The sequence below is a fragment of the Microbacterium luticocti DSM 19459 genome (genome assembly GCF_000422405.1).
Classification (GTDB): domain Bacteria; phylum Actinomycetota; class Actinomycetes; order Actinomycetales; family Microbacteriaceae; genus Microbacterium; species Microbacterium luticocti.
The window spans coordinates 396,523-421,967 of the sequence record NZ_AULS01000001.1 but is presented as its reverse complement, the minus strand read 5'-3'; the positions used below and the strand labels follow the sequence as shown (position 1 = coordinate 421,967).

The 25,445-nt window shown below is 71.5% G+C and carries 26 protein-coding genes and 2 riboswitches; of the genes, 20 read left to right on the top strand and 6 right to left on the bottom strand.

The features are described from left to right. Positions 1–15: 15 nt before the first annotated feature. From H577_RS0102120 to H577_RS0102050, 14 genes are all read left to right on the top strand, one after another. On the top strand, positions 16–489 hold the full coding sequence (locus tag H577_RS0102120; RefSeq protein ID WP_029144552.1) for a hypothetical protein: 474 nt from the start codon (positions 16–18) through the stop codon (positions 487–489). A 1-nt stretch (position 490) separates the two neighbouring features. Further along, positions 491–940, top strand: a complete 450-nt coding sequence (locus H577_RS0102115; RefSeq protein ID WP_029144551.1) for a hypothetical protein — start codon at positions 491–493, stop codon at positions 938–940. Beyond that, entirely contained in the window at positions 940–1,479 is a 540-nt protein-coding gene (locus H577_RS0102110; protein ID WP_029144550.1) for a hypothetical protein, read from the top strand. Before H577_RS0102115 ends, H577_RS0102110 begins: the two co-directional genes overlap by 1 nt. Positions 1,480–1,625: 146 nt before the next feature. Further along, entirely contained in the window at positions 1,626–1,907 is a 282-nt protein-coding gene (locus tag H577_RS0102100) for a type II toxin-antitoxin system Phd/YefM family antitoxin (protein WP_029144549.1), read from the top strand. Next, a complete protein-coding gene (locus H577_RS0102095) occupies positions 1,904–2,314 on the top strand; it encodes a type II toxin-antitoxin system VapC family toxin (protein WP_051191614.1) in 411 nt (136 codons plus the stop codon). The genes H577_RS0102100 and H577_RS0102095 overlap by 4 nt, the downstream gene beginning before the upstream one ends. Before the next feature lie 113 nt (positions 2,315–2,427). Further along, positions 2,428–2,706: a type II toxin-antitoxin system Phd/YefM family antitoxin gene (locus H577_RS0102090; protein ID WP_029144547.1), complete on the top strand. Its 279-nt coding sequence runs from the start codon at positions 2,428–2,430 to the stop codon at positions 2,704–2,706. Between the two features lie 4 nt (positions 2,707–2,710). Beyond that, positions 2,711–3,106, top strand: a complete 396-nt coding sequence (locus tag H577_RS0102085; RefSeq protein WP_029144546.1) for a type II toxin-antitoxin system VapC family toxin — start codon at positions 2,711–2,713, stop codon at positions 3,104–3,106. Between the two features lie 84 nt (positions 3,107–3,190). After that, complete coding sequence (locus H577_RS0102080) at positions 3,191–3,880, top strand: alpha/beta fold hydrolase (RefSeq protein ID WP_029144545.1); 690 nt, start codon at positions 3,191–3,193, stop codon at positions 3,878–3,880. 63 nt (positions 3,881–3,943) lie between these two features. Continuing rightward, positions 3,944–4,171, top strand: a complete 228-nt coding sequence (locus H577_RS0102075; RefSeq protein ID WP_029144544.1) for a hypothetical protein — start codon at positions 3,944–3,946, stop codon at positions 4,169–4,171. 51 nt (positions 4,172–4,222) lie between these two features. Then, entirely contained in the window at positions 4,223–5,164 is a 942-nt protein-coding gene (locus H577_RS0102070) for a DNA-formamidopyrimidine glycosylase family protein (protein WP_029144543.1), read from the top strand. Between the two features lie 30 nt (positions 5,165–5,194). Next, positions 5,195–6,001, top strand: a complete 807-nt coding sequence (locus H577_RS0102065; RefSeq protein ID WP_029144542.1) for a DUF1206 domain-containing protein — start codon at positions 5,195–5,197, stop codon at positions 5,999–6,001. An 81-nt stretch (positions 6,002–6,082) separates the two neighbouring features. After that, positions 6,083–6,442, top strand: coding sequence for a PadR family transcriptional regulator (locus H577_RS0102060; RefSeq protein WP_029144541.1), 360 nt, complete (start codon positions 6,083–6,085; stop codon positions 6,440–6,442). A 4-nt stretch (positions 6,443–6,446) separates the two neighbouring features. Continuing rightward, the gene (locus tag H577_RS0102055) at positions 6,447–7,790 is read left to right on the top strand and encodes a permease prefix domain 1-containing protein (RefSeq protein ID WP_029144540.1); all 1,344 of its coding nucleotides are present in this window, start codon (positions 6,447–6,449) and stop codon (positions 7,788–7,790) included. 239 nt (positions 7,791–8,029) lie between these two features. Continuing rightward, entirely contained in the window at positions 8,030–8,527 is a 498-nt protein-coding gene (locus H577_RS0102050; protein ID WP_051191612.1) for a methyltransferase family protein, read from the top strand. A gap of 207 nt (positions 8,528–8,734) precedes the next feature. Here H577_RS0102050 and H577_RS0102040 read toward each other — a convergent pair whose 3' ends face one another. Beyond that, positions 8,735–10,201: an MDR family MFS transporter gene (locus H577_RS0102040; protein ID WP_029144538.1), complete on the bottom strand. Its 1,467-nt coding sequence runs from the start codon at positions 10,199–10,201 to the stop codon at positions 8,735–8,737. Between the two features lie 136 nt (positions 10,202–10,337). On the opposite strand from H577_RS0102040, the gene H577_RS0102035 reads away from it, so the two are divergent. Together H577_RS0102035 and H577_RS14765 are read left to right on the top strand one after the other, a co-directional pair. Next, a complete protein-coding gene (locus H577_RS0102035; protein ID WP_029144537.1) occupies positions 10,338–10,976 on the top strand; it encodes a DUF1345 domain-containing protein in 639 nt (212 codons plus the stop codon). 10 nt (positions 10,977–10,986) lie between these two features. Continuing rightward, positions 10,987–12,909 (top strand): ABC transporter ATP-binding protein, encoded by a 1,923-nt coding sequence (locus H577_RS14765; RefSeq protein WP_156876524.1) that lies wholly within the window; start codon positions 10,987–10,989, stop codon positions 12,907–12,909. A gap of 46 nt (positions 12,910–12,955) precedes the next feature. Here H577_RS14765 and H577_RS0102025 read toward each other — a convergent pair whose 3' ends face one another. From H577_RS0102025 to H577_RS14760, 5 genes are read right to left on the bottom strand one after another with little or no spacing between them, the layout of a single operon-like run. Next, positions 12,956–14,089 (bottom strand): cysteine desulfurase family protein, encoded by a 1,134-nt coding sequence (locus H577_RS0102025; RefSeq protein ID WP_029144536.1) that lies wholly within the window; start codon positions 14,087–14,089, stop codon positions 12,956–12,958. Beyond that, on the bottom strand, positions 14,089–14,979 hold the full coding sequence (gene nadC, locus H577_RS0102020) for a carboxylating nicotinate-nucleotide diphosphorylase (protein ID WP_029144535.1): 891 nt from the start codon (positions 14,977–14,979) through the stop codon (positions 14,089–14,091). The genes H577_RS0102025 and nadC overlap by 1 nt, the downstream gene beginning before the upstream one ends. After that, positions 14,979–16,538 carry an L-aspartate oxidase gene (gene nadB, locus H577_RS0102015; RefSeq protein ID WP_029144534.1) on the bottom strand — a complete coding sequence of 520 codons (1,560 nt, stop codon included), beginning with the start codon at positions 16,536–16,538 and terminating at the stop codon, positions 14,979–14,981. Before nadB ends, nadC begins: the two co-directional genes overlap by 1 nt. Continuing rightward, positions 16,535–17,872, bottom strand: coding sequence for a quinolinate synthase NadA (gene nadA / locus H577_RS0102010; RefSeq protein WP_029144533.1), 1,338 nt, complete (start codon positions 17,870–17,872; stop codon positions 16,535–16,537). The genes nadB and nadA overlap by 4 nt, the downstream gene beginning before the upstream one ends. Beyond that, complete coding sequence (locus H577_RS14760; RefSeq protein ID WP_084515735.1) at positions 17,869–18,636, bottom strand: NUDIX hydrolase; 768 nt, start codon at positions 18,634–18,636, stop codon at positions 17,869–17,871. Before H577_RS14760 ends, nadA begins: the two co-directional genes overlap by 4 nt. Before the next feature lie 36 nt (positions 18,637–18,672). Here H577_RS14760 and H577_RS0102000 point away from each other — a divergent pair, with 36 nt between their 5' ends. From H577_RS0102000 to gcvP, 4 genes are all read left to right on the top strand, one after another. Then, the gene (locus tag H577_RS0102000) at positions 18,673–20,658 is read left to right on the top strand and encodes a glycosyltransferase family A protein (RefSeq protein ID WP_084515734.1); all 1,986 of its coding nucleotides are present in this window, start codon (positions 18,673–18,675) and stop codon (positions 20,656–20,658) included. Positions 20,659–20,728: 70 nt separating this feature from the next. Beyond that, positions 20,729–20,817, top strand: a riboswitch (glycine riboswitch). A 73-nt stretch (positions 20,818–20,890) separates the two neighbouring features. Next, positions 20,891–20,992, top strand: a riboswitch (glycine riboswitch). A 41-nt stretch (positions 20,993–21,033) separates the two neighbouring features. Next, the gene (gene gcvT, locus H577_RS0101995; RefSeq protein ID WP_029144531.1) at positions 21,034–22,137 is read left to right on the top strand and encodes a glycine cleavage system aminomethyltransferase GcvT; all 1,104 of its coding nucleotides are present in this window, start codon (positions 21,034–21,036) and stop codon (positions 22,135–22,137) included. Further along, positions 22,134–22,511: a glycine cleavage system protein GcvH gene (gene gcvH, locus H577_RS0101990; RefSeq protein WP_029144530.1), complete on the top strand. Its 378-nt coding sequence runs from the start codon at positions 22,134–22,136 to the stop codon at positions 22,509–22,511. Before gcvT ends, gcvH begins: the two co-directional genes overlap by 4 nt. Positions 22,512–22,561: 50 nt before the next feature. Continuing rightward, a complete protein-coding gene (gene gcvP / locus H577_RS0101985) occupies positions 22,562–25,384 on the top strand; it encodes an aminomethyl-transferring glycine dehydrogenase (RefSeq protein WP_051191667.1) in 2,823 nt (940 codons plus the stop codon). Positions 25,385–25,445: the final 61 nt, after the last annotated feature.

Below are 25,445 nucleotides of genomic sequence, written 5' to 3'. Positions count from 1 at the left end.
AGCGCCTTCGCACACATGGGCGAGTTCTTCGATGAGCTCGCCGCAGCGGTGCAGAACGTGGCCGTCGACATCTTCGAGGCGTGGACGAGCGGGGATGGCGCCGATCGTGCAGGTGAGTATTTCGCGGAGATCGTCGCAGCATTCGCGGCCCAGCCCGAGGCATATGGTGACCTGGCAACGAAGTACTCCGACGCCGCCTGGGCCGCCTACGGGGCGTGCCAGGCCATGCTCTCGGCGCTCGACGCGATCGTGGACGCGATCATCGCGGCGCAAATGGGTGTGACTTCCCTTACCGAGGCCATCGGTGCGTTCTTCACCGCTGGTGGCCTCGCTCCTGCTGCTATCGTCTCGGCGGTTGTCGCGGCGGCGGAGGCCTTCTCCTCGGCATGGGGAACGATGATGACTGCGGTTTCGGTGGCGATCGCCGCCGGCGCTGCCCTCGGTTCTGCGACCACAACCATCGAATTCGTCCAGATTCCGGAGGCATGACATGGAGCAGCCCGACGTGTCCGCCGCGCTGCTGCGCATCGCCGGAGACGGGTTCGCGGAGGATCTTCGGAAGCGTCTTCTTCAGCTCGCCGAGCAGACGGATGACGAGGCCTACGCCAGCAGACTGCGCCTTGTCGCGAGTGGCCGGCGGCCCCTCCGCACGTTGCTGGCGGACCCGCAGTGGCAGCGGGCCTTCAGCGACCGGGTGCCGGTCCCCGAAGAACCCGTCGCGCTGGGCGAGGAACAACGACGCGCACTCGATGAGGCCGTCGAACGTGCCCGGAGGCAGATCGTTCCTCCATCCCCCGACCAGGCGGCCGCAGACGCCGCCGACGTGAAGCGCCGCGCTCACCTCACCGCTGACGCGGTTCGCCAGGACCAGCTCAACGGCTGGACTCATGTCTACGACACGGACGACGGCACTGAATCATCTCCAAGGAGCGACCGGTGATGTCTGACGAAGTCCTGGCGGTGCGATATCGGGAACCGGGCCGGACGACCACGGAGCAGACCCTTCAGCGACTCGTGCGCAAGCAGGGAATCCTGCAACTGATCCTCGCGGTCCTGCTCGGACTCATGGGGCCGGGAGCGGTCCTCGCCGCCACGATCTTGGCGGGTGACCTTTCTGCACGCGTCATCCTGCTCATCATCGCGCTGCTCGTCATTCCGGTTGCATTGTGCGTGTTGGCGGTGCGGCAGCTTCGGCGGCAGGTGCGCCTCCCCGAGCTGGCAGTCACGATCACCGCCGACGCGGTGCGGTTTCCCGCCGTCGACCGGGCATCGGCTCTCTTTCCGCGGATCCGCGCCGAGGAATGGGTTCGGGACGGCACGAGCGCGGCGATCATTCCCGCATCCGGCTTGAATTCGGCGCGGGTGGTGTTCACTCGGCAGGACGACGGCAAACGACGCCGGCGTACGATCGCCGCGGACAACCTCGCCATCGATCCTCGCATCATCGTCGATGCGCTGGGCAGCCCGCACAGCGCCTAGCGCCGGGAGCTTCTCTGCCTCATGTCGAGGTCGACGTCGATGCCCTGCGCCGCGGCGAAATGCGCGAGGGTGGGGACGACGTCATGCAGGACGACGACGTGGTCGAGTCCCGGTACAAGATGTAGCACGCATGCTACGCTAGGGGCATGGGCACGAACGAGCCGCAGGTCGAGAGTCTCTCGCAGCGCGAGTTGCGCAACGATTCCGGGCGGGTTCTTCGTCTTGTCAGTGAGGGGCAGTCGTTCGTTCTGACCAACCGGGGAGTCCCGGTGGGGCGCATCGTCCCGCTCGACGCGCCCGCCGCCACGTTGCCGATCGTTCGGGCTGCGAAGCGTGTCGGGGGCTGGGCGGCGTTGACGCCTCAGTCGACCGAGAATGATCGACCGATGTCTCGCATCGTTGACGAGCTTCGAGAGGATCGGGTGTGAGCAGCACTCCACTGGTCTACGTCGACACATCGGCAGTTGGAGCGCTTCTGATCTCACAAGCGGAGAGCGACGCGCTGGTGGGGTGGCTCGACCAGGCGGACGTCAGCCTCGTGTCGAGCGATCTGCTGGAAACGGAGCTGCGTCGGATGGCGGTGCGCGAGGGGCGGAACCAGGCCAAGGTCAGTGCGATCCTCGATGGCGTTTCTCTCGCAGCGCTCGATCGTGCCGCCTACCGCTCGGCAGGGTTCCTGCCGATGCCATATCTGCGCACGCTCGATGCACTCCATCTTGAGGCGGCGATCCGCCTCGACGTCGATGCCATCCTCACGTACGACCACCGACTTGCGGAAGCGGCGAGGGCCGCTGGCCTTGATGTCATTGCTCCCGGCAGGGAACAAACTGTATGACCGCTCAAGGTCTATCCAAGCCTGCTGATCGGTTCGGACTCGACGTCCCCGAAGATCTCGCGGGGAGCAGATCGCCGCGGACGGATGTCTGACACAAGTACTACAATGGTGTCATGTCCACAGTGACGAAGCGCGATCTCAACCAGCGAACCTCGGACGTGCTGGCGCGGGCAACCGAGATCGGTGAGGTGATCGTGACCGAGCGGGGCGAGCCTCGTTGGCGGGTGAGTTCCTACCGCGGCCAGGACGATGCCCTCGCCCGAGCCGAACGGCAGGGGCGCTACACGCCCCCGTCCTCGAGTCGCGTGCCATGGCCTCAGGTCGTCGGTGGACCTCGTTACGAGTCCCGAGAAGCCGATGCACTGATCGAGGAGATGAAGGGCGACCACTGATCCCATGAGCATCGTCTATCTCGATTCCTCGGTGGCGCTGCGGACGATCCTCGATGTTCCAGAACGTGTGCGGCTGCAGGGCTGGATGGACTCGGCCGGAATCGACTTCGTGTCGTCGCGGCTGCTGCACACCGAGGTGATTCGCGTCTTGCGACGCGAAGCAAGGCCCTTGTCGGATGGGGAGCCGCTGCTCAGTCGGGTCGGACTGTTCGATCTCACACGTGAGACACATACGGTCGCGGAGTCGATCGAACGGCACATCAGGACTCCCGACGCCCTGCACCTGGCCACAGCCTTGTTGATCGGGGAGTCCGTCACGGTCGCGAGTCATGATGCGCACATGAGGGACGTGGCCGAAGGCCTCGGGCTGAGAACCGTGGATCCGGTGGCTTCGCCCTGATCGTGAGGCCAAGACCGGCTTTCGTCTTCGGCCGACGTTTCCGCACCCGGTAGCGTGGTGTACCCACCGAAAGGACTCCGCACGATGACCGACGCCCAGATCTTCGAGCCCGACGACCGCCGCATCCCGTTCGCCGACGAGGGGGAGGGGCCCGGTGCGGTCGTGCTGCTGCCCGGCCGGGGGCTGAACATCTCGTATCTGAGCGCCCTCGCCGCCGCTCTGGCCGAGGCGGGCCACCGCGTCGTGCGCGTCGGGTCGCGGCATCCGTCATCGGCGGTACAGCCCGCCGTCACGCTGCACGACCTCGCCGAGGACGTCGTCGACGTCATGGCGCACCTCGGCCTCGACGACGCCTGGATCGGCGGGCACGGTTTCGGGGGCGCCGTCGCGCGCACCCTCTCGGTCGACCACACCGACCGCGTCAACGGCGTGCTGCTGCTCGGCGTCGAGGAGCCCGCCGAAGACGCCGCCGCCCGCGAGGCCGCCGACTCCGAGGTGCCCGCCTCGGCCCGCGACGGCGAGATCGACGCGATGCAGCAGGCGGCGCTGGATGCCACACCCCTCGCCGACTGGACGATGCCGGCCTCGGTGGTGCCGGTGCTGGTGATCCAGGGCGCGGACGACCGCATCACCCCGCCCGCCAACGGCGAGCGGCTGCGCGCGGCCGCACCCGAGCGCGTCAGTGTGGTCACCGTCGAGGGCGGCCACCTGTTCCCCGCCACCCACGCCGGCGCCGCCTCGTGGGCGATCGAGGACTACCTCGACTGGGACTGACATCGCGCCGATCATTCCTCTACGCCGCGTAGCCGCAGCGGTCTGCACAGCTATCCTGACCGTATGGCGACGATGATCAAGGTGTCGGCGGAACTGCGCGACCGCGTCAACAGGCAGGCGCGCGAGCGCGGCGTGAGCGCCGCCGGCCCCATCGAGGGGCTGCTCGACGGGTACGAGCGCCGCGAACGTATGGAGGCGTTCGGCCGTGCCTTCCGCGCAGCGCCCGCAGACTATCGGGACGAATTCCGGGAGTGGGACGTGACGCTGAACGACGCTCGGGATGCCGGCTGAACTCCATCGCGGGACGGTCCCGATGTCGGAGACCGGTGACAGGATGACGGTATGCCCGAGTCGCCGGAGGTTGCCGCGCTCGTCGAACAGCTCGACGAGCGGGCGCGCGGATGTGTGGTGGCCGCCGTCGACCTGCTCGAGTTTCGCGCGCTGAAGACCCGCGCGAGACCGCTGTCGTCGCTCGTCGGCCGCCGCATCGCGGGCGTGCACCGCTTCGGCAAGTTCATCGACGTCGCACTCGATGACGGGCACCTGGTCGTCTCGCTGGGCCGGCACGGCTGGGTGCGGTGGACGGATGCCTCGCCGCAGGGTGATCTCGATGATCCCGCACCCGACGCACCTGCGCGTGACGCGAGCGATCGCGGCGCATCGTCAGACGAGTCAGACGAGTCGGGCGCGAGTGAGGCGTCTGCGAGCACCGATACCGGCCCTCCCGTCCTGGCCGAGTTGGACCTCGATGGCGCCGGTGGCGGGGCAGTGCTCGCGTTCACCGACGCCGGATCGTGGGTGTCGCTCGGGCTGTGGGTCGTCGACGATCCGCATGACGTGCCGGGGATCGCGAAGCTCGGACCCGACCCGCTCGAGCCCGGGTTCTCGGACGCCGACGTCGACCGCGCGGTGGTGGGTCGGCGCAAGCAGCTCAAGGCGATCCTGCAGGAGCAGGAGTCGTTCGCCGGCATCGGCAACGCCTACTCCGACGAGATCCTCCACGCCGCGCGCCTCTCACCCCTCGTGCACGGCGACACGCTCACCGCCGACGAACGGCGTCGACTCTCGGCGGCGATGCGCGATGTGCTCGTGGCCGCGGCCGACGCCCGCCGCGGCATCCCAATCGACGCGCTCACACAGGCCAAAGCCGACGCCATGCGGGTGCACGGACGTGCTGGGCGGGCCTGCCCGGTGTGCGGCGACACGGTCCACGACCTCGCCTTCGGCGGCACCACCGCGCAGTACTGCCCGACCTGCCAGACCGCCGGCGAGATCCTGGGCTGAGCCGGCGACGGCGGCCGTACAGTTCTCAGCATGGGACTCGAACACGAGGCGAAGGATGCCGCGCGGACGGCGGAGTCCTCGACGGTGTTCGAGATCTTCGCCCGGGCGGGCTTCGCCGCGGTCGGTGTGATCCACCTGCTGGTCGGCGTTCTCGCAATCGCGCTGGCCTGCGGCGCGCACGCCGACAGCAGTCCGTCCGGGGCGTTGAAGGCGGTGGCCGGCACGCCGGTGGGGTCGGTGCTGCTGTGGATCCTCGCGCTCGTGCTGTGGGTGCTCGCCGTCTGGGAAGGGTTCGACGGCCTCCTCGGTCGCGGCACGTCGGAGTCGAAGGCCGCGCGGCGGGTCTCGGACTGGGCCCGCGGCCTCGGCTATCTCGTGCTCGGTGTGGTCGCGGCATCCATCGCCCTCGGCTCGAGACCGAACGCCGACCGCTCGGCCGTGGACATCAGCCGTGGTCTTCTCGCCGTGCCCGGCGGTGTCTTCGTCCTCGGCGCGGTCGGCATCGGCATCGCGGTGGCCGGAGCGGTGTTCGCCGTGATCGGGGTGCGGCGCGGCTTCCGCAAGAAGATGACGCTGCCTCCAGGGCTCGCCGGCCGGGCCATCGAGGCGCTCGGGCTCATCGGGTACGCGGCGAAGGGGCTGGCGCTGCTGGTCGTCGGCATCCTGGTGCTCGTGGCGGCCGTGCGGGTCGATCCCCAGGCGGCGGGCGGGGTGGACGCCGCGATGTCGGCGCTCATGGCACTGCCGTTCGGCCCGCTGCTGACCGCCCTCGTCGGCGCGGGCTTCGTGCTGTACGGCGCGTTCTGCCTGCTGCGGACCCGATACGCGAAGCTGTAGCGCGTCGCCGCTTGCGCGGAACCCACTCGGTTGATACCTTGCAGATCCACATATCTGACACTGCGAGGTATCGGAGGGCGCATGCGCATCGGCAAAGACCTCGTCGCTGCCTCGGCGACGCCGCTCGTGCTCGGCATCCTCGCCGAGGGGGAGTCGTACGGCTACGCGATCCTGCAGCGCATCGCCGCGCTGTCGGACGGCGACCTCGACTTCAGCGACGGGATGCTGTACCCGCTGCTGCATCGTCTCGAGCGCCTCGGCCAGGTCGAGTCCGGCTGGTCCCGCTCGCCGCAGGGGCGGCCCCGCAAGCTGTACCGGCTCACACCCGCCGGCCACGCTGCGCTCGCCGAGCAGCGCATCCAATGGAGTGTGGTCAGCGACGCGCTGCGCAACGTCTGGAAGGCCGGGCCCGGCCCGCGCACCGTGGCCGGGGAGGCCTGAGACCGTGGACGACATCGAGACCCGCATCGGACAATGGCGCGGCTACCTGTCACGCCGGGCTGTGCTGCACGCCGACGACGTCGCCGAGCTGGAAGGGCACCTGCGCGACCAGATCGAGCGGCTCGAGGCATCCGGCCTCAGCGCCGACGAGGCGTTCCTGATCGGCGTCACCCGGATCGGCCGGATCAACGATCTCGCCGGCGAATACGCCCGTGAGCACTCCGACCGGCTGTGGAAGCATCTGGTCCTCGACGAGACCCCCGAAGCCGCCGGCCGCAACGGCGCCCTGCTTGCGATCGGGCTCGCCGTCGCGGCCGCGGTGGCCATCAAGCTCCCCGCCCTGTTCGGGGTGGATGCCACCGGGCAGGGCGCAGAGTTCTACCTGCGCAACGTCGGACTGCTCGTCCTGCCGTTCGTCGCGACGTTCTTTCTGGTGCGCCGGCGCGCCTCGGTCGCCACCATCGTCACGGTCGCCGCCGGGTTCGTCGCGGCCGCGGTGGTGATGAACGCCTACCCGTTCGCCCCGGCGGGTCAGACCGCGGTGCTCGCCGGCATCCACGTCCTGCTGGCCTTGTGGCTGGTCGCCGGCATCGCGTACGCGGACGGCGATGTGCGCTCGACGTCCGCCCGCATGGACGTCATCCGGTTCTCAGGCGAGTGGTTCGTGTACCTCGTGCTGCTGGTGCTCGGTGGCGGCGTGCTGTCCGCACTCACCTTCGCCGTGTTCGCGTCGATCGGGCTCTCGCCCGCCGTCTTCGTCGCCGAATGGCTCATCCCGTGCGGAGGCGCCGCCGCGGTCGTCGTGGCGGCCTGGTTGGTCGAGGCCAAGCAGAGCGTCATCGAGAACATCGCACCGGTGCTCACCCGCGTGTTCACGCCGCTGTTCACGCTGCTGCTGCTCGCATTCATCGTGGCCGCGTCGCTGCACGGCAGCTTCGTCGAGGACGGCCGCGAACTGCTCATCCTGTTCGACGCCGTGCTGCTGGTCGTGGTCGCCCTGCTGCTGTACTCGATCTCGGCGCGCACGTCGCTTGCGCCGCCGACCTGGTTCGAGAAGCTGCAGCTGCTCATGATCGCCGCCGCCCTCGTCGTCGACGTGTTCGTGCTGGTGGCGATGGTGGGGCGTATCGGCGAGTACGGCGCGAGTGCCAACAAGCTCGCCTCGCTCGGCGTCAACCTCATCCTCGTCGCGAACCTCGCCGGAGCCGGGTGGCACCACCTGCGGTTCGTGCGGGGCACCGGCCGGTTCGAGACCGTCGAGCGGTGGCAGACCGGCTTTCTGCCCGTCTACCTCGCCTGGGCGGCCGTCGTCGTGATCGTGTTCCCGCCGGTGTTCGGCTTCGTCTGACCCGCGATCCCGACCCGGTGCGCCCAACCAGGTGTCCCCGTCCCAGTGTCCCCGTCCCGGTGTGCCCGACCCGGTGCGCCCGACCCGGTGTCCCCGTCCCGGTGTGCCCGACCCGGTTCGCGCGTCCCGGTGCGCCCGACCCGGTTCGTGCGGCCAGGTGCGCTCGACCCGGTACGCCCGACCCGGCGCCTGCGGTGCGCCCGGATCCGCCGGCCGGCGCGCGTCGTAGGCTGGGGCCTATGACCAGGCGCTCCCACACCGACGCGACGACGATCCTCTCTCGCGCGGCGGCGGTGCCGCCGCCGGTGTGGCTGGCGGTCGCCGCCGGGCTGCAGCTGATCGTCGCCGGGCGCCGACGGCCGAAGCCGGTGTCGGCGGTGGCATCCGTCACCGTGGCCGCCGGCAGCGTCGCCCTCGCCGGCCGTGCAGTGGGAGCGCTGCGCGGCGCGGGAACGACGCTCGATCCCGAGCATCCCGAGCGCACGCGGCGGCTGGTCGCCGACGGGCCGTTCGCCGTCAGTCGCAACCCCGTCTACCTGGCACTGGCCGGGCTGCTTCTCGCCCACGCGCTGTGGCGGCGGTCGGTGCTCGCCGTGCTGCCGGCCGCGGGCTTTCTGGCCGTGATGGACCGCGTGCAGGTGCCCCGCGAAGAGGCCGCGCTGCGACGCCGGTTCGGCCGCCGTTACGACCGTTACCGGGCGGCGGTGCCGCGCTGGATCGGCGCGCCGGAAGACTGAACACGGGCCGCCCGCGTGCCTTCCGGCTGGTGACGCGAAGGCGCGTCGGCCCTGCCCGCCCGGCCGCGGGCTAGCATGGAGCGCATGGCCACGTCGAACCTTCCCACCCCGACCCTGCAGCCCGTCCCCGACGAGGCGAACCTCATCGCCGTCGTCGAGGACGGCGCGTCGTGCTGCGGCGGAGGCTGCTGCACGGTCGACTGACCGTCAGAGCCGGTCCGCGGCATCCTCGACGTCGTCTGCCGGTTTGCGGATGAACGCCGCGCCGGCGATCAGTGGCAGCGATACCACCGCAGCCACCAGGAACGCCGTCTGCGCGCCACCCGCGGTGAACTCGCCCGGTGCGGCGCCCTGCGCGGCCGACACGGCCGAGAACACCGCGACCATCACCGCGATGCCGGCGGCGCCGGCGACCTGCTGCACCGTGCCCAGCACCGCGCTGCCGTACGAATAGAACCGCGGCGTCAGCGAGGCGAGGGATGCCGTGAACAGTGGCGTGAACGACAGCGCCAGGCCGATCGACAGCACGGTCTGCACCACGGCGATCAGCCAGATCGGTGTCGTGTCGGTGAGCGTCGTGTACACCCAGAGCGCGCCGGCGGCGATGACCGAGCCGGGCACCAGCAGCACGCGCGTGCCCCAACGGTCGTACACCCGCCCGATCGGCGGTCCGCCCAGGCCCATGGCCAGCGCCCCGGGCAGCAGGATCAGCCCCGAGCTCAGCGGGTCGAGCCCGTGCACCTTCTGCAGGTACAGCGGCAGCACCGTGATCGCCCCGAAGAACGCGAACGACAGCACAGCCATCTGCGCGATCGACAGCGAGAAGTTCGGCGAGGCGAACACCCGCACATCCAGCAGTGCGTCGTCGGCACGCTGCAGGCGCACCTGTCGCCACAGGAACACGGCCAGGGCCACCACCCCGATCGCCAGCGAGACGATCATCGGCACCGGGCTCAGCGTCTGCCCGGACTGCGAGGTGGCCCCGATCTGACTCAAGCCGTAGACGAGCCCACCGAAGCCGAATCCCGACAGCACGATCGACGGCACGTCGATCGGCGCGCGCGTGCGCTCGCCCACGTTGCGCATCCATCGCGCGCCCCCGGCCAGCGCGATCAGCGCGATCGGCAGCACCACCGCGAAGTTCCACCGCCACGAGAGCGTGTTCAACAAGAACCCCGACAGGGTCGGTCCGATCGCCGGGGCCAGCGACATCACGATGCTGACCCGGCCCATCATCCGCCCGCGTGAGGCCGGCGGCACCACCGTCATCAGGGTCGTCATCAGCAGCGGCATCATGATCGCCGTGCCCGACGCCTGCACGACGCGCGCCACCAACAGCATCCCGAACCCGGGTGAGAGAAGCGCGAGCAGCGTGCCCAGCGAGAACAGCGACATCGCGGCCAGGAACACGGCCCGGGTGGTGAACCGCCGCAGCAAGAACCCGGTCACCGGGATCACCACCGCCATCGTCAACATGAACGCGGTGGTCAGCCACTGCGCCTGCACGCCGGTGATGCCGAGGTCGCCGATCAGGTGCGGGATCGCCACACCCATCGTCGTCTCGTTGAGGATCGCGACGAACGCGGCCGCCAGCAGCAGCCAGATCACCCGTCCGGCGTCACGGTCGATCCCCGTTGCCGTACGGGGGATGCCGGTCAGGTCGGTGTCGGCCATGCGGACTCCTGAGGCGAAAGGGCGCGGAAGACGTGGTGATCCGGCGACGCGAGAACTAGGGCGCCGCAGAAGGAACCCTCAGCATAACCGGCAGGTCGGACACGGCATTCCCGTCCGGGTGCGAGAGGATTCCGGCATGGCACGAGCGCGGATTCGGCTGCCCATCGCGGTGCGCGGGGCGATCGCCGTCGTCGTCGGGATCGTGGTCGGCGTCGTGGTGACACCGGTGGTCGGCGTCGCGGCGGGACTGCTCGGCGGGTGGACCGCGCTCGCGCTGGTCGCCGCGGTGTGGTCGCTCGCCATCGTGTGGCCGATGGACGCCGACCAGACCCGCACGCACGCCCTGCGCGAAGACCCCGGCCGGCGCGCCAGCCACATCATCGCGATCCTCGGCAGCGTGGTGAGCATCGGCGCGGTGGTGGCGGTGCTCACCGAGACCCGGCAGGCGCACGGCGTGGCCGCGTTCGTGCTGGCGGGGATCGCGCTGGTCAGTGTCGCGGCGTCGTGGTTGCTGATCCAGACCGTCTACCTGCTGCGGCTCGCCGACGCCTATTACGGCGAGCCGGTCGGCGGCATCGTGTTCAACCAGGACGACGACCCCACCTACACCGACTTCGCGTACATCGCCTTCGGGGTGGGGCTGACCTATCAGGTGGCCGACACCAACGTGACGACCAACCGGATCCGCCGGGTGATCATCGCGCAGTCGATGCTCGGCTACCTGTTCGGCGCGGTCATCCTGGGCACCGTGATCAATCTGCTCGCCGGACTGTGAGGTCCGCGCGATGAGCATGAACGCCCGCGGCACCGGGTTCCGGGGGGTGGATGCCGCGGCCCAGCGCCGTCTGAACGCCTCGGCCCCGCCCATCCCGCACTTGGGAGCCCGGGTGGCGGCACTGTTCCGCCCCTACCGCGGAAAGCTCGTGACCACCGTCGTTCTCGTGGTCGCCGGCGCCGGCGTCGCCGTCATCCCGCCGCTGCTCGTGCAGCGGGTGTTCGACGACGCACTGTTCCCGCTGTCAGGCGGCGGACCCGACCTGTCGCTGCTGGTGCGGTTGGTGCTGGCCATGGTCGGCCTGTTCCTGCTGTCGGCCGGCATCGGGCTGGGTCAGACCTGGCTGACCGCCACGGTCGGCAACTCGGTCACCGGCGATCTGCGGGTACGGCTGTTCGACCACCTGCAGGCGATGGAACTGGGCTTTTTCACCCGCACCAAGACCGGGGTCATCCAGTCGCGTCTGCAGAACGACGTGGGCGCCGTGTCGGGCGTGCTCACCAACACCGTCACGAGCATCCTCGGCAATGTCGTCACCGTGATCGCCTCGCTGGTCGCGATGATCCTCATCGACTGGCGACTCACGATCATCGCGGTGGTGCTCATGCCGATCCTCGCGGTCGTGCAGCGGCGGGTCGGGCAGGTGCGGGCACGCATCGCGAGTCAGACCCAGGAGTCGCTGTCGGAGCTGACCGCGATCACGCAGGAGACGCTGAGCGTCTCGGGCATCCTGCTGTCGAAGTCGTTCAACCGGCAGCGCACCGAGTCGGCGCGGTATGCCGAAGAGAACCGCAACCAGGTGCGGCTGCAGGTGCGCCGGGCGATGAGCGGTCAGGGGTTCTTCGCACTGGTGCAGGTGCTGATGGCGAGCGTGCCGGCGGTCATCTACCTGGTGGCCGGGTATCTGGTGGCCGGCGGCACCGGCGCCATCACGGCCGGCACCATCGTCGCGTTCACCACGGTGCAGGCGCGCCTGCTGCAGCCGCTCATGGGCCTCATGCGCGTGGCCCTCGACCTGCAGACCTCGAGCGCGGTGTTCGCCCGCATCTTCGAGTACCTCGACCTCGTGCCCGCGATCGGCGACGCGCCCGACGCGATCGACGTCGCCGCCGCGCCCGGGCCGGTCGGCCGGGTCGAGTTCCGCGACGTGGTGTTCCGGTACCCGGACGCCGCGACCGACTCCCGGCCCACCCTGGGCGGCGTCTCGTTCGTGGCCGAGCCCGGGCAGCACGTCGCCTTCGTCGGCCCGTCGGGGGCGGGCAAGACCACGATCCTCTACCTGACGCCGCGCCTGTACGAGGCATCCGGCGGCTCGGTGCTGTTCGCCGGGGCCGACGTGCGCACGCTGCGGCACGAGTCGATCGTCGACCACGTCGGCATCGTGTCGCAGGAGACCTACCTGTTCCACGCCACGATCCGCGAGAACCTGCGGTACGCGAAGCCCGACGCGACCGACGCGGAGCTGGAGCAGGCGTGTCGGGCCGCCAACATCCACCACATCATCGCCGGCTTCGAGCGCGGCTACGACACCGTGGTGGGGGAGCGCGGCTACCGGCTCTCGGGTGGCGAGAAGCAGCGCATCGCGATCGCGCGCGTGCTGCTGAAGGACCCGCCGGTGCTGCTGTTGGACGAGGCCACCTCGGCGCTCGACACCGTGTCGGAGCGGGTCGTGCAGGAGGCGCTGGACGCGGCTGCGCATGGCCGCACCACGCTCACCATCGCGCACCGGCTGTCGACGGTGCTGGGCGCCGACCTCATCCACGTCGTCGACGCCGGGCGGATCGTGGAGTCGGGCACCCACGCCGAGCTGTTGGCGCGCGGCGGTCTGTACGCGCAGCTGGCCGCCCAGCAGGTGGCCGCCTCCCGCGTGCTCGAGGCGGAAGCCGAGGCCGAGGGCGGCGCGCCCGGTGCGCCCGGGGCCGGGCCGGCGTGAGCGTCAGCTGGTGACGGCGGCGACGGATGCGGCGCCGGCGTGAGCGTCAGCCGGTGACGGCGGCGACGGATGCCGCGACCGCGTCGGCGACGGCATCCAGATCGCCGCGCAGCCCGTGGCCGAACGTGAACCGCACCGCCGTCTGCGCGGTCTCGGGGTCGACGCCCATCGCCAGCAGTACGTGCGAGGGCTCGTCGGCGCCCGCCGCGCACGCCGACCCCGAGGACGACACCACGCCCCGCCGCTCCAGTTCGAGCAGCACCGCCTCACCGCTGGTGCCGGCGAACGTGAACGACGCCGTGCCCGGAAGGCGATGCACCGGGTGGCCGGTCAGCCGCGCCTGCGGCACCGCCTGCACCACCCGCGCGATGAACGCGTCGCGGATCGCGGCGACGGCCGCGGCATCCGCCTCGCGCTCGGCCTCGGCCAGCTCGAGCGCCGTCGCCAGGGCCACGGCGCCGGCGACGTCCTCGGTGCCGCTGCGGCGGCCCCGCTCCTGTCCGCCGCCGTGCAGCAGCGGCTCCAGTGGGATGCGGCCGCGCACCGCGAGCGCCCCGGTGCCCTTGGGTGCGCCGATCTTGTGCCCGGCGATCGAGATCGCGTCGGCACCGGTGCCGTGAAGCTCCAGCCAGCCGGCCGCCTGCACCGCGTCGAGGTGCAACGGGATGCCGCGGGCCCGGCACACCGTCGCGATGGCCGCGACATCCTGCACCGTGCCGACCTCGTTGTTGGCGTAGCCCACCGACACCAGCGCGGTGTCGTCGCGCAGGGCGGCGGCGATCGCGTCCGGGTCGACCCGGCCGGTGCCGTCCACCGGGACGAGGGTCATCGTGAACCCGTGCACCCGCGCCAGATAGTCGGCCGACGCCAGGATCGCCTCGTGCTCGATCGGCAGGGTCACCAGGTGCCGGGCGCCGCGGGCGAGCATCGCCGCCACCGCGATGCCCTTGACCGCGAGGTTGTCGGCCTCGGTGCCGCCCGAGGTGAACACGACGTCGCCGGCGCGCATCCCCAGCACCCGGGCCACCCGCGCGCGGGCGTCGGCGAGCGCAGATGCCGCCGCCTCGCCCACGGTGTGGTGGCTGGACGGGTTGCCGAACACGCCGGTCAGGTACGGGGTCATCGCCTGCAGCACCTCGCGGCGCACCGGGGTCGTCGCGGCGTTGTCGAGATACAACATCAGCGATCGCCGGGCAGGCCGATGCGCAGATCGCCGGGCAGGCCGATGCGCAGATCCAGGCCGAGGTCGAGTGCGCGGGCGCCGTGGGTGAGCGCGCCGACCGAGATCACGTCGACCCCGGTGGCGGCGATCGCCCGCACCGTGTCGAGGCTCACCCCGCCTGAGGCTTCGACGATCGCACGGCCGGCGACCAGTGCGACGCCTGAGCGCAGGTCGTCGATCGAGAAGTTGTCGAGCATGATCGTGTCGATGCCGGCGTCCAGCACCGGCTCGATCTGGTCGAGCCGGTCGACCTCGACCTCGAGGTGCACGGTGTGCGGCAGTCGCTGCCGGGCCTGACGCAGCGCCTCGGTCACGCTCAGTCCCTGTGCGGTGAGCACCCCGAGGTGGTTGTCTTTGGCCATCGCAGCGTCCGACAGCGAGAACCGATGGTTGTGTCCGCCGCCGCAGCGCACCGCGTGCTTCTCGAACGCCCGCAGCCCCGGCGTCGTCTTGCGGGTGTCGACGATGCGCACGCCGGTGCCCGCCACCTCGGCGACGTAGCGGGCGGTCAGGGTGGCGATGCCGCTCATCCGCTGCACGAAGTTCAGGCCGACACGCTCGGCGGCCAGCACCGCACGCGCCGGGCCGGACACCGAGGCGAGCAGGTCGCCGGACTCGAACCGGTCGCCGTCGGCGAGGTGCGCGGTGACCGTGGTCGCCGGGTCGGTGAGCCGGAACGCCGCCGTGAACACGTCGATGCCCGACAGCACGCCCGGTTCCCGGGCGACGAGGTCCGCGGTGGCGGTCGCCTCCGCCGGAATGAGCGCGTCGCCGGTGACATCACCCCAGGGTGCGTCTTCGACGAGCGCGGCCGACACGACACGGTCGATCTCGGTACGGGTGAGCATCAGCGGGCCTCCACGAGCAGGGCGGCCTCGTCGGTGCGGTGGTGCGCACCCAGCGAGGTGAGACGGGTGGATGCCGCGGCCACCACCGCGCGCGCGAGCACGAGCAGGTTCTCGTCCTCGAGTTCGCCGACCGTGCGCGGCTCGCGCGGCGTCGCGGCCCACGCGGCGAGCGTGGCGGCGGCGCGGCGCAGGCCCGCGGCATCCCGTTGCAGGCCGGCGTCGGCCCACATCAGGTGCTGCAGGGCGGTGCGCGAGAACGTCGGCGCGTCGGGGCCCGCGGGGGTGTCGGTGTCGACACGGTCGGTGGCCACGGCCTGCCCGCCGAGGGCGGCCGGCCATGCGCGAGCAGTGTCGCCGGCGGCGGCGGCGCCGGCGCGCGCGCCGAACACGGCCGCCTCGAGCAGCGAGTTCGAGGCGAGCCGGTTCGCGCCGTGCACGCCGGTGCACGCGGTCTCGCCCGCCGCGTACAGTCCGGGCAGCGACGTACGTCCGTCGAGGTCGGTGCGCACCCCACCCATCAGGTAGTGCGCGGCCGGCGAGATCGGGACCGGCTCGCGCGACCAGTCCCAGCCGCGCTCGCGCACGACGGCGTCGATGGTGGGAAAGCGCTCACCGAGGGTGAGCGGTCCCAGTGCCCGGGCATCCAGCAGCACCGGTCGACCGCCCTGATCGGCCATCCGTGCGGCGATGGCGCGGGCCACCACGTCGCGAGGGGCGAGCTCGCCGTCGCGGTGTGTGTCGTACAGAAAACGGCGGCCGTCCTCGTCCACGATCACGGCGCCCTCGCCGCGCACCGCCTCAGAGATCAGGAACGGCGTGCCGGCCGCCCCGCCGTCGGGCGGGAAACCTGCCGTGGCCTCGGCCGTACCCACGAGCACCGTGGGGTGGAACTGCACGAACTCCAGGTCGGCGACCGCCGCTCCCGCCCGGATCGCCGCAGCGATGCCGTCGCCGGTGGCCACCGCCGGGTTCGTGGTGCGCGCATACAGCTGTCCCGCGCCGCCGGTGGCGAGCACGACGGCGTCGGCCGGGAGGATCCCGCGGCAGCCGGCGATCAGCAGTTCCACGCCGGTGACGCGGCCGGCACCGACGACCAGGTCGACGAGGAACGCGTGCTCGAGCACCCGCACGTCGCTCTCGCGCAGCCGTGCGAGCAGGGCGTTCTCGATGGCGCGGCCGGTGGCATCCCCGCCCGCGTGCAACACCCGTGCCCGCGAATGCGCGGCCTCGAGCCCCCGCGCGAGCGCGCCGTGGTCGTCGCGGTCGAACGCGACGCCCGCCGCCACCAGCTCGGAGACGCGTGCCGGCGCCTCGGTCACCAGCACCCGCACGGCCGCCGCGTCGCCCGCTCCCGCCCCGGCGGCCAGCGTGTCGCGCAGGTGCAGCTCGACGTCGTCGGATGCGTCGGTGACCGCCGCGATGCCGCCCTGCGCGCACGTGGTGTTCGCGTCGGCGAGCCCACGCTTGGTCACAAGGGTCACCTCGCACCCGGCGGCCTGCGCGTGCAGCGCCGCGGTGATCCCGGCGATGCCGCTGCCGACCACCACGACGTGGGTCATGACGCGTTCTCCCATGCGGCGGCGGGCGCCGCGGGCGGCTTGGCCGCCAGCATCCGCTCCAACGCCACCCGCGCAGGCGTCGCCACGTCGGCGGGCACGGTGATGCGGTTGCGCACCTCACCGTCCAGCAGGCCCTCGAGCACCCACGCCAGGTAGCCGGGGTGGATGCGGTACATCGTCGAGCACGGGCACACCACCGGGTCGAGGCAGAAGATCGTGTGCTGCGGATGCTGCGCGGCCAGCCGCTGCACGAGGTTGATCTCGGTGCCGATCGCGAACACCGTGGGCTCGGTCGCCGCCTCGATCGCGCGCCGGATGTAGTCGGTCGACCCGGACTCGTCGGCGGCCTGGACCACCGGGGCCGGGCACTCCGGGTGCACGATCACCCGCACCCCGGGGTGCTCGGCGCGGGCCGCTTCGATCTGGTCGACGGTGAACCGGCGGTGCACCGAGCAGAATCCGTGCCACAGGATGACCCTTGCGTTGCGGATCTCGTCGATCGACGCCCCGCCGAGCGGGCGGCGCGGGTTCCACATGGGCATGAGCGATGCGGGTACGCCCATCGCGGTGGCGGTGTTGCGGCCGAGGTGCTGGTCGGGGAAGAACAGCACGCGCCGGCCGCGGGCGAACGCCCACTCCAGCACGGTGCGGGCGTTCGACGAGGTGCACACGATGCCGCCGTGGCGGCCGACGAAGCCCTTGATCGCGGCGGACGAGTTCATGTAGGTCACCGGCACGACCGGCACCAGCCCGTCGGCATCGGGACTGTCGAGGTCGCCGTAGACCTCGGCCAGCTGCTCCCAGCACTCCTCGACCTCGTCGATCGAGGCCATGTCGGCCATCGAGCAGCCGGCGGCCAGGTTCGGCAGGATGACGGCCTGGTCGGGCCCCGAGAGCAGGTCGGCGGTCTCGGCCATGAAGTGCACCCCGCAGAACACGATGGCCTCGGCGTCGGGGTGCGCCTTCGCGGCGTTCGCGAGCTGGAACGAGTCGCCGACGTAGTCGGCGTGGACCACGACCTCCTCGCGCTGGTAGAAGTGGCCGAGCACCACGACCCGGTCGCCGAGCGCGGCCTTGGCCGCGCGCACCCGGGCGGCGAGCTCGTCGGCGCCCGCCTCGCGGTACTCGCGGGGCAACTCACCCTGTCGCGGGGCGCCGGTGGGGATGACGTCGCCCATCGACGCGCCGGGCCCGTATCCGGGCACCGGGTCGAAGTCCCAGGGTGCGGCGACGAGGTCCATGGTGCACGCCGACTGCGTCGACGAGCCGTCGGCGATCAGGCGCAGCGTCTTGTCGACGGAGGGGTCGGGGAGGGTGAGCGGGGTGGCCATCATTCCTCGTTTCGGTTCTGCGGGTGGGTGCGGTCGGGCCCGGTCGGGTGGGTGCCGTCGGGCGGCGTCGGGTGTGCGAGCGGGCCGCGGTCGGCGAGTTCGACGTCGCGGTTGTACCGGTACAGCCGGGCGGGCCGGTGGCTGCCGGTGCGGAAGCGATCGGTGGGGATGAGGGTGCCGGATGCCTCGGCCTGCCGGCGGAAGTTCGCCGGGTCGAGTCGGCGGCCGAGGATCGACTCGTACACCTCGCGCAGTTCGGCCAGCGTGAACTCGTCGGGCAGCAGGCCGTGCGCGATGCGGGAGTAGCCGACCTTGTTGCGCAGCCGCCACAGCGCGTACTCCACGATCTGGTCATGGTCGAACGCCAGGGCCGGCAGGTCGTCCGCGTCGAACCACGCCACGTTGTCGGGGGCGTCGCCGTGCTCGGCGTGCGCGGCGAGCTGGGCGTCGACCTGGTCCTGGCGCAGCAGCGCCCAGTACACGATCGACACCACGCGGGTGGGGGAGCGGTCGACGTCGCCGAACGCATACAGCTGCTCGAGGTAGCTCGGGGCGAGCCCGGTCGTGGAGGCGAGGGTGCGCGAGGCCGCGGCATCCAGCCCCTCGGCCGCGTCGAGCCAGCCGCCCGGCAGCGCCCACCGCCCGCCGAACGGGTCGCGGGTGCGGCGCACCAGCGGCAGGGCGAGGGATGCCGCGTCGCGGCCGGGGCGCAGCGTGAAGATCACCGTCGAGACGGCGACGCGCACATCGGATGGGGTTCTTGTCATGGTGACTCTAACTCGTGCCCCGATCTTAGAGTCATCATGACCAGAAGTGCAAACCGCTACGCTGGCAGCACCGCGCAGGAAGGGCCCGTTGCACTCGTGATCGATGTCACCGTCGTGGTGCCCACCTACCGCTCCACCAGTCACCTCGACGACCTGGTGGCGAGTCTGGATGGGCAGACCCTGCCGCAGGACCGGCTCGAGGTGCTGCTGATCGACGACGGCTCGCCCGATGACACCGCCGACCGGCTTCGCGCGTTCGCCGGCGACCGGCCGAACTACCGGGTGATCGTGCTCGAGCCCTCGGGCTGGCCGTCACGGCCACGCAACGTCGGCATCGAGCAGGCCCGTGGCGAGTACGTGGTGTTCATCGACCATGACGACCGGCTGTTCCCCGACGCGCTGCGCGCCGCCTGCGCGCTGGCCCGGCGCACCGGCGCCGACGTGCTGGAGGGCAAGGAATCCAAGAGCAACACACCGTGCTGGGCGATGCGCGATGTGCCCGATGACGTCGAGAACGCCATCGATTGGATCGACCCGCATCCGCTGCTGCCGATGAACCCGCACAAGATGTTCCGCACCGCGTTCCTGCGCTCGAAGGGCATCCGGTTCCCCGAGGGTGGGCGGCAGATCTGGGAGGACATCTCGTTCGACATCGCCGCACACGCCCGCGCCCAGGTGGTCTCGCTGATGGTGTCCACGCCGTTCTACTACTGGAACCGGCCCGCGCACCGCACCACCAGCGGCACCTTCCATGACGACCTCGATGAATACCTGGCGGCGGTGGCCCGGGTGTTCGGCTGGATCGACGACGAGCTCGACCAGCCCCGGTTCGCGCAGCTGCTGCCGCGGTTTCGGGCGTACCAGCTGCACATGCGTGTGCTGCCGCTGTTCCGGTGGTCCGAGCGCACCCCGGCGCAGCGGGAGCGCATCCGGGCGTTCACCGCCGAGCTGCTGTCGACCATCCCCGACGACGCCGACGTGCACCTCGACCCATGGCGGCGGATCAAGACCGCGCTGCTGCGGGCGGGGCGGTTCGACCTCGTCGACGCGCACGAGCGCACCTTTCCCGGCATCGTCTGCACACCCACCGCATCGGCGCCGCGCTGGTCGCCGGCCGGCGTGCGTGCCGATGTCGACCTGCAGTGGCGGTTCACCGCCCCCGACGGCCCGCCGGTGCGCATGCACGACGGGCGCGCGGTGCTGGCCCTGCACCCCGAAGTCGCCGCGTTCGCCGCCGCGCACGGACTGAGCACCGACGTCACCGCCGCCCTGCGCGCGGTGACCTACAGCGTCGACCGGCGCTCCCGCGCCCACAAGGTCGACTGGCTGGTGGCGCACCGCACGGGCGCCGAACTGGTCGACGTCGACGGCGCCGCCGAGCTGCGTGCCTCGCTGCCGATCGCCTGGGACCTCGCCGACGACGGACCCGGCCGCCGGTACGACGGACCGTGGGACCTGTACGTGCGCACCGTGGTGATGCGCACCCGGTCGGTGCGGCAGGTGCGCACGGATGCCACCGGCCACAGCCGCGCGATCGTGCAGGGCACGCTCGTGGACGCGTACCGCACGCAGAACGGATGCCTCTCGCTCGATGTCGGCGCCACGCTGCGCAGCATCGTGGACGATGCGCGCACCCACGGGCGCGGCGAGTCCGAGCCGGGCGGCACCCGGATCGTGCTCGAGATGCCGCAGGTCGCCGTCTGTGCAGACGCTGAGATGCCGGGCCGGATCGTCGCCGGCGACGGCCGCGTGCTCGCGCCGTGCCGGCTCGTCGCCGCCGATGGTGCCGCCCGCATCGAGGCCACCCTGCCGCCGGGCGTCCGCAGGTTCGCGGTGGTCGTCGGCGGGGTGCGCTCGCAGTGGCGGTTCCGGCTGCGCCGGTCGGGCGGCATCCGCGCTGTGCCGCCGCGGCGTCGCGGGGCGGGGCTCGCCGGCCGGATGCGGGCGGTGCCGCGACGGGTGTGGAACCGCATTCCGGCGCGGCTGCGCAAGCGGTTCTGGATCTGGCGTCACCGTCGGTGAGGCCGGTGCGCCGCGCACTGCGCCGGGCCGGTGCAGCCGCTATGCTGAGGACAAACCGAACACCGGCCGCATGACGCGCGCGGGAGAGCCCGGTCCGCCGGGCACCGAAGGAGCAAGCCTCCCCGCCAATCTCTCAGGTCCACATACCGCGTGAGTCCGGCCACTCTGAAAAGCGATTTTCGAGCTTCGCTCGAAGGTCGGGTGCAGCCAGGCGCGAGGCGCCGAGTCGACACCCGGTCCTTCGGGCACAGAGTTCGCAGCTCGAGATCCGCCGACGGTGAAAGCCGCAGCATCCCTGCGGCGAAGCTCTCAGGCCCATGACAGAGGGGGAGTCCACAACGCCCGTCCGCGGCGCCGACCGACTCGAGAGAACCCATGTCCGAACTCCGCCAGACCCCGCTGCACGAGCGCCACGAGGCGCTCGGTGCCACGTTCACCGACTTCGGCGGGTGGTCGATGCCCGTCCGCTACACCTCCGACCTCACCGAGCACAAGGCCGTGCGCGAGGCGGCGGGCCTGTTCGACATCTCGCACATGGCCGAGTTCCGCGTCACCGGGCCGCAGTCGGGTGCCCTGCTCGACTTCGCCCTGGCCGGCCGGTTGTCGGCGCTCGCCGTCGGCAAGGCCAAGTACTCGCTCGTGCTCGCCGAGGACGGCGGCATCATCGACGACGTGATCGTCTACCGACTCGGCGACGAGAGTTTTCTGGTGATCGCCAACGCCGGCAACCGGGATGCCGTGGCCGCCGCGTTCACCGAACGCGGCCGCGACGGCGCCGAGGTCGAGGACGTCACCGACCAGTACGCCCTCATCGCCGTGCAGGGTCCGCACGCCGAGCGCATCCTGGGTGCCACCGCCGGGCTCGCCGCAGCCGACCTGCCCGGTCTCGGGTACTACGCGTGGCGCGACGGCACATTCGAGGGCGCACCCGTGCTGATCGCCCGCACCGGCTACACCGGCGAGGACGGCTTCGAACTGCTCGTGCCGAACGAGAAGGCCGGCGCGCTGTGGGATGCACTGCTTGCCGCCGGCACCCCGGACGGGTTGATCCCGGCCGGCCTGGCCGCGCGTGACACGCTGCGCCTGGAGGCCGGCATGCCGCTGTACGGCCACGAGCTGCGCCGTGACATCGTCCCCGCCCAGGCGGGCCTGGGCCGCGTGGTGGTGACCGCGAAGGACGACTTCGTCGGCAAGGCCGGCCTGGCCGCGCGCGATGTCACCGACGCACCGGTGCTCGTGGGCCTGGTCGCCGAAGGCCGCCGCGCCGGCCGGGCCGGCTACGCCGTGCTCGACGCCGACGGCACGGCGATCGGCACCATCACCAGCGGCGCGCTGTCACCCACCCTCGGCCACCCGATCGCCATGGCGTTCGTGCCGCCCGCGCTGTCTGAGACCGGCACGGTGCTGGCCATCGACGTGCGCGGCACCGGCATCCCCGCCACCGTCACCGACCTGCCTTTCTACCGGAGGAAGAAATGACCGACCTGACCAGCCTCAGCTACACCGCCGAACACGAGTGGATCGACCGGGACGGCGAGATCGCCACGGTCGGCATCACCGACTACGCCGCCGACAAGCTCGGTGACGTCGTCTACGTCGACCTGCCCGCGGTCGGCCAGGCGGTCACCGCCGGCGAGGTGTGCGGCGAGATCGAGTCGACCAAGTCGGTCGGTGAGCTGTACAGCCCCATCACCGGTGAGGTCGTCGAGGTCAACACGGCCCTCGACGACGACCCGTCGGTCATCAACTCCGACGCGTTCGGGGACGGATGGCTGGTCAAGATCCGCGGCACCGAGTCGGTCGAGCTGCTGGACCGCGACGCCTACCTCGCCCTCACGGACGGCGCCGCGTGAGCGTGTTCGCCGACCGTCACATCGGGCTCGACGCCGCCGCCACGGCGCGCATGCTCGCCGCCGTCGGCCACGACAGCGTCGAAGCGCTGGTGAAGGCCGCCGTCCCGGCATCCATCCACGTCGCCGAACGCGCCACCAGCGACATCCCGCCGGCGGCGAGCGAGGCCGAGGCCCTCGCCGAGCTGCGCGAGCTCGCCTCGGCGAACCGGCCGGCGCGGCCGATGATCGGGCTCGGCTACTACGACACGTTCACGCCCAGCGTGATCACCCGCAACGTGCTCGAGAACCCGTCGTGGTACACCGCCTACACCCCCTACCAGCCCGAGATCTCACAGGGGCGGCTCGAGGCGCTCATCACGTTCCAGACCATGGTCACCGACCTGACGGGCCTGGCCACCGCGAACGCGTCGATGCTCGACGAGTCCACGGCGGTCGCCGAGGGGATGCTGCTGGCGCGGCGCGCATCGAAGTCACGCTCGGACGTGTTCGTGGTCGACGCCGACGCGCTGCCGCAGACCAAGGCGGTGCTGCGTCAGCGCGCCGCGGCGGTCGGCATCACGCTGGTCGAACTGGCCCTGGCCGACGGTGCGGCGCTGCCCGAGGAGCTGTTCGGCCTGTTCGTGCAATACCCCGGCGCATCCGGCCGGGTCTGGGATCCCACCGGCGTCATCGACGCTGCCCACGTGGCGGGTGGGCTGTCGGTGGTCGCCGCCGACCTGCTTGCGCTGACGCTGCTGCGCTCGCCCGGATCGCTGGGCGCCGACGTCGCCGTGGGCACGACGCAGCGGTTCGGGGTGCCGATGGGCTTCGGCGGCCCGCACGCCGGATACATGGCGGTGCGCCAGGGGCTGGAGCGGCAGCTGCCGGGGCGCCTGGTCGGCGTCTCGCAGGACGCGGACGGGCAACCGGCCTACCGGCTCGCGCTGCAGACCCGGGAACAGCACATCCGTCGCGAGAAGGCGACCTCGAACATCTGCACCGCCCAGGTGCTGCTGGCCGTGATGGCCGCCATGTACGCGGTGTACCACGGCCCGGACGGGTTGCGGGCGATCGCGGTCGACGTGGCCCGCAAGGCCGAGGCACTGGCCCAGCGGCTGCGCGACTACGGCCAGAGCGTGCACCACGACGCGTTCTTCGACACCATCCGTGTCACCGTGCCGGGGCTGGCGCGCACCGTGATCGACCGGGCCCGCTCGAAGGGATACCAGCTGTTCTGGGCCGACGAGGCCACGGTGGGCATCTCGGTCGACGAGACCACCACCGCCGACGACCTCGCGGCCATCGCCTGGGCGTTCGGCGCCCCCGAGGCCGACGAGCACGGCGACCGGCAGGTGGAGTGGGAACAGGCCGAGCCGCTCGCGCAGGTCGCGGCATCCCTGCGTCGCGACGACGAGTACCTCACGCATCCGGTGTTCCACACGCACCGGTCCGAGACCGCCATGATGCGGTACCTGAAGCAGCTCGCCGACCGCGACTATGCGCTGGACCGCGGCATGATCCCGCTCGGATCGTGCACCATGAAGCTGAACGCGGCCACCGAGATGGCGGCGGTGTCGTGGCCCGAGTTCGCGCGGGTGCACCCGTTCGCGCCCGAGGCCGACGTGCACGGCTACCTCGCCATGATCGAACAGCTCGAGACCTGGCTGGCCGAGGTCACCGGATACGACTCCGTGTCGTTGCAGCCGAACGCCGGCTCGCAGGGCGAGCTGGCGGGGCTGCTGGCCATCCGCGGCTACCACCGTGCCAACGGCGACGAGGCGCGCACGGTGTGCCTGATCCCGTCGTCGGCGCACGGCACCAACGCGGCCTCGGCGGTGCTGGCCGGCATGCGCGTGGTGGTCGTCGCCTGCGACGACGCCGGCAACGTCGACCTCGACGACCTGCGCGCCAAGATCGCCGCGCACGCCGAGACGCTCGCGGCGCTGATGATCACGTATCCGTCCACGCACGGGGTGTACGAGCAGGACGTGGTGCAGATCACCCAGGCCGTGCACGACGCCGGCGGGCAGGTGTACGTCGACGGTGCGAACCTGAACGCGCTGCTCGGGTACGCCCGGTTCGGCGACCTCGGCGGTGACGTGTCGCACCTGAACCTGCACAAGACGTTCGCGATCCCGCACGGCGGGGGAGGGCCGGGGATCGGCCCGGTGGCGGCCAAGGCGCACCTGGCGCCGTACCTGCCGTCGCACCCGCTCGCGCAGCGGGCCGACCACGCCGGCGGCGTGCGGTTCGAGGGCGGGCCGGTGTCGGCCGCGCCGTACGGGTCGGCGGGCATCCTGCCGATCTCGTGGGCGTACGTGCGGATGATGGGGGCGGCGGGGCTGCGGGATGCCACGGCCGCGGCCGTGCTGTCGGCCAACTACCTCGCCGCGCGGCTGCGTGAGCACTTCCCGGTGCTCTACACCGGGGCGTCGGGGCTGGTCGCGCACGAGTGCATCCTCGACCTGCGGCCGCTGCGCGAGCAGACCGGCATCACCGTCGACGACGTGGCCAAGCGGCTGATCGACTACGGGTTCCACGCGCCGACGATGTCGTTCCCGGTGGCCGGGACCCTGATGGTCGAGCCGACCGAGTCCGAAGACATCGACGAGCTGGACCGGTTCATCGAGGCGATGATCGCGATCAAGGCCGAGGCGAGCGCCGTCGCGGCCGGCGAGTGGCCCGCCGACGACAATCCGCTCGTGAACGCGCCGCACACGGCGGCATCCGTCGCCACCGACAGCTGGACGCACCCCTACCCGCGCGAGCTGGCGGTGTACCCGGTGGCGTCGCTGGTGCGTGCGAAGTACTGGCCGCCGGTGCGCCGCATCGACCAGGCCTGGGGCGACCGGCACCTGGTGTGCGCCTGCCCCCCGATCGAGGCGTTCGCCTAGCCCCGCGGGCGTCGGCCTCTTCCTCACCGGAGTCCCCACCGCGGGTCTTCACCGCGAGAGT

What these genes read in the sequence shown, in the direction of transcription:
- H577_RS0102120 (WP_029144552.1), top strand. Translation starts at nt 16, where the DNA reads ATGGGCGAGTTCTTCGATGAGCTCGCCGCAGCGGTGCAGAACGTGGCC.
- H577_RS0102115 (WP_029144551.1), top strand. Translation starts at nt 491, where the DNA reads ATGGAGCAGCCCGACGTGTCCGCCGCGCTGCTGCGCATCGCCGGAGAC.
- H577_RS0102110 (WP_029144550.1), top strand. Translation starts at nt 940, where the DNA reads ATGTCTGACGAAGTCCTGGCGGTGCGATATCGGGAACCGGGCCGGACG.
- H577_RS0102100 (WP_029144549.1), top strand. Translation starts at nt 1,626, where the DNA reads ATGGGCACGAACGAGCCGCAGGTCGAGAGTCTCTCGCAGCGCGAGTTG.
- H577_RS0102090 (WP_029144547.1), top strand. Translation starts at nt 2,428, where the DNA reads ATGTCCACAGTGACGAAGCGCGATCTCAACCAGCGAACCTCGGACGTG.
- H577_RS0102085 (WP_029144546.1), top strand. Translation starts at nt 2,711, where the DNA reads ATGAGCATCGTCTATCTCGATTCCTCGGTGGCGCTGCGGACGATCCTC.
- H577_RS0102080 (WP_029144545.1), top strand. Translation starts at nt 3,191, where the DNA reads ATGACCGACGCCCAGATCTTCGAGCCCGACGACCGCCGCATCCCGTTC.
- H577_RS0102075 (WP_029144544.1), top strand. Translation starts at nt 3,944, where the DNA reads ATGGCGACGATGATCAAGGTGTCGGCGGAACTGCGCGACCGCGTCAAC.
- H577_RS0102070 (WP_029144543.1), top strand. Translation starts at nt 4,223, where the DNA reads ATGCCCGAGTCGCCGGAGGTTGCCGCGCTCGTCGAACAGCTCGACGAG.
- H577_RS0102065 (WP_029144542.1), top strand. Translation starts at nt 5,195, where the DNA reads ATGGGACTCGAACACGAGGCGAAGGATGCCGCGCGGACGGCGGAGTCC.
- H577_RS0102060 (WP_029144541.1), top strand. Translation starts at nt 6,083, where the DNA reads ATGCGCATCGGCAAAGACCTCGTCGCTGCCTCGGCGACGCCGCTCGTG.
- H577_RS0102050 (WP_051191612.1), top strand. Translation starts at nt 8,030, where the DNA reads ATGACCAGGCGCTCCCACACCGACGCGACGACGATCCTCTCTCGCGCG.
- H577_RS0102040 (WP_029144538.1), bottom strand. Translation starts at nt 10,201, where the DNA reads ATGGCCGACACCGACCTGACCGGCATCCCCCGTACGGCAACGGGGATC.
- H577_RS0102035 (WP_029144537.1), top strand. Translation starts at nt 10,338, where the DNA reads ATGGCACGAGCGCGGATTCGGCTGCCCATCGCGGTGCGCGGGGCGATC.
- H577_RS14765 (WP_156876524.1), top strand. Translation starts at nt 10,987, where the DNA reads ATGAGCATGAACGCCCGCGGCACCGGGTTCCGGGGGGTGGATGCCGCG.
- H577_RS0102025 (WP_029144536.1), bottom strand. Translation starts at nt 14,089, where the DNA reads ATGTTGTATCTCGACAACGCCGCGACGACCCCGGTGCGCCGCGAGGTG.
- nadC (WP_029144535.1), bottom strand. Translation starts at nt 14,979, where the DNA reads ATGCTCACCCGTACCGAGATCGACCGTGTCGTGTCGGCCGCGCTCGTC.
- nadB (WP_029144534.1), bottom strand. Translation starts at nt 16,538, where the DNA reads ATGACCCACGTCGTGGTGGTCGGCAGCGGCATCGCCGGGATCACCGCG.
- nadA (WP_029144533.1), bottom strand. Translation starts at nt 17,872, where the DNA reads ATGATGGCCACCCCGCTCACCCTCCCCGACCCCTCCGTCGACAAGACG.
- H577_RS14760 (WP_084515735.1), bottom strand. Translation starts at nt 18,636, where the DNA reads ATGACAAGAACCCCATCCGATGTGCGCGTCGCCGTCTCGACGGTGATC.
- H577_RS0102000 (WP_084515734.1), top strand. Translation starts at nt 18,673, where the DNA reads ATGACCAGAAGTGCAAACCGCTACGCTGGCAGCACCGCGCAGGAAGGG.
- gcvT (WP_029144531.1), top strand. Translation starts at nt 21,034, where the DNA reads ATGTCCGAACTCCGCCAGACCCCGCTGCACGAGCGCCACGAGGCGCTC.
- gcvH (WP_029144530.1), top strand. Translation starts at nt 22,134, where the DNA reads ATGACCGACCTGACCAGCCTCAGCTACACCGCCGAACACGAGTGGATC.
- gcvP (WP_051191667.1), top strand. Translation starts at nt 22,562, where the DNA reads ATGCTCGCCGCCGTCGGCCACGACAGCGTCGAAGCGCTGGTGAAGGCC.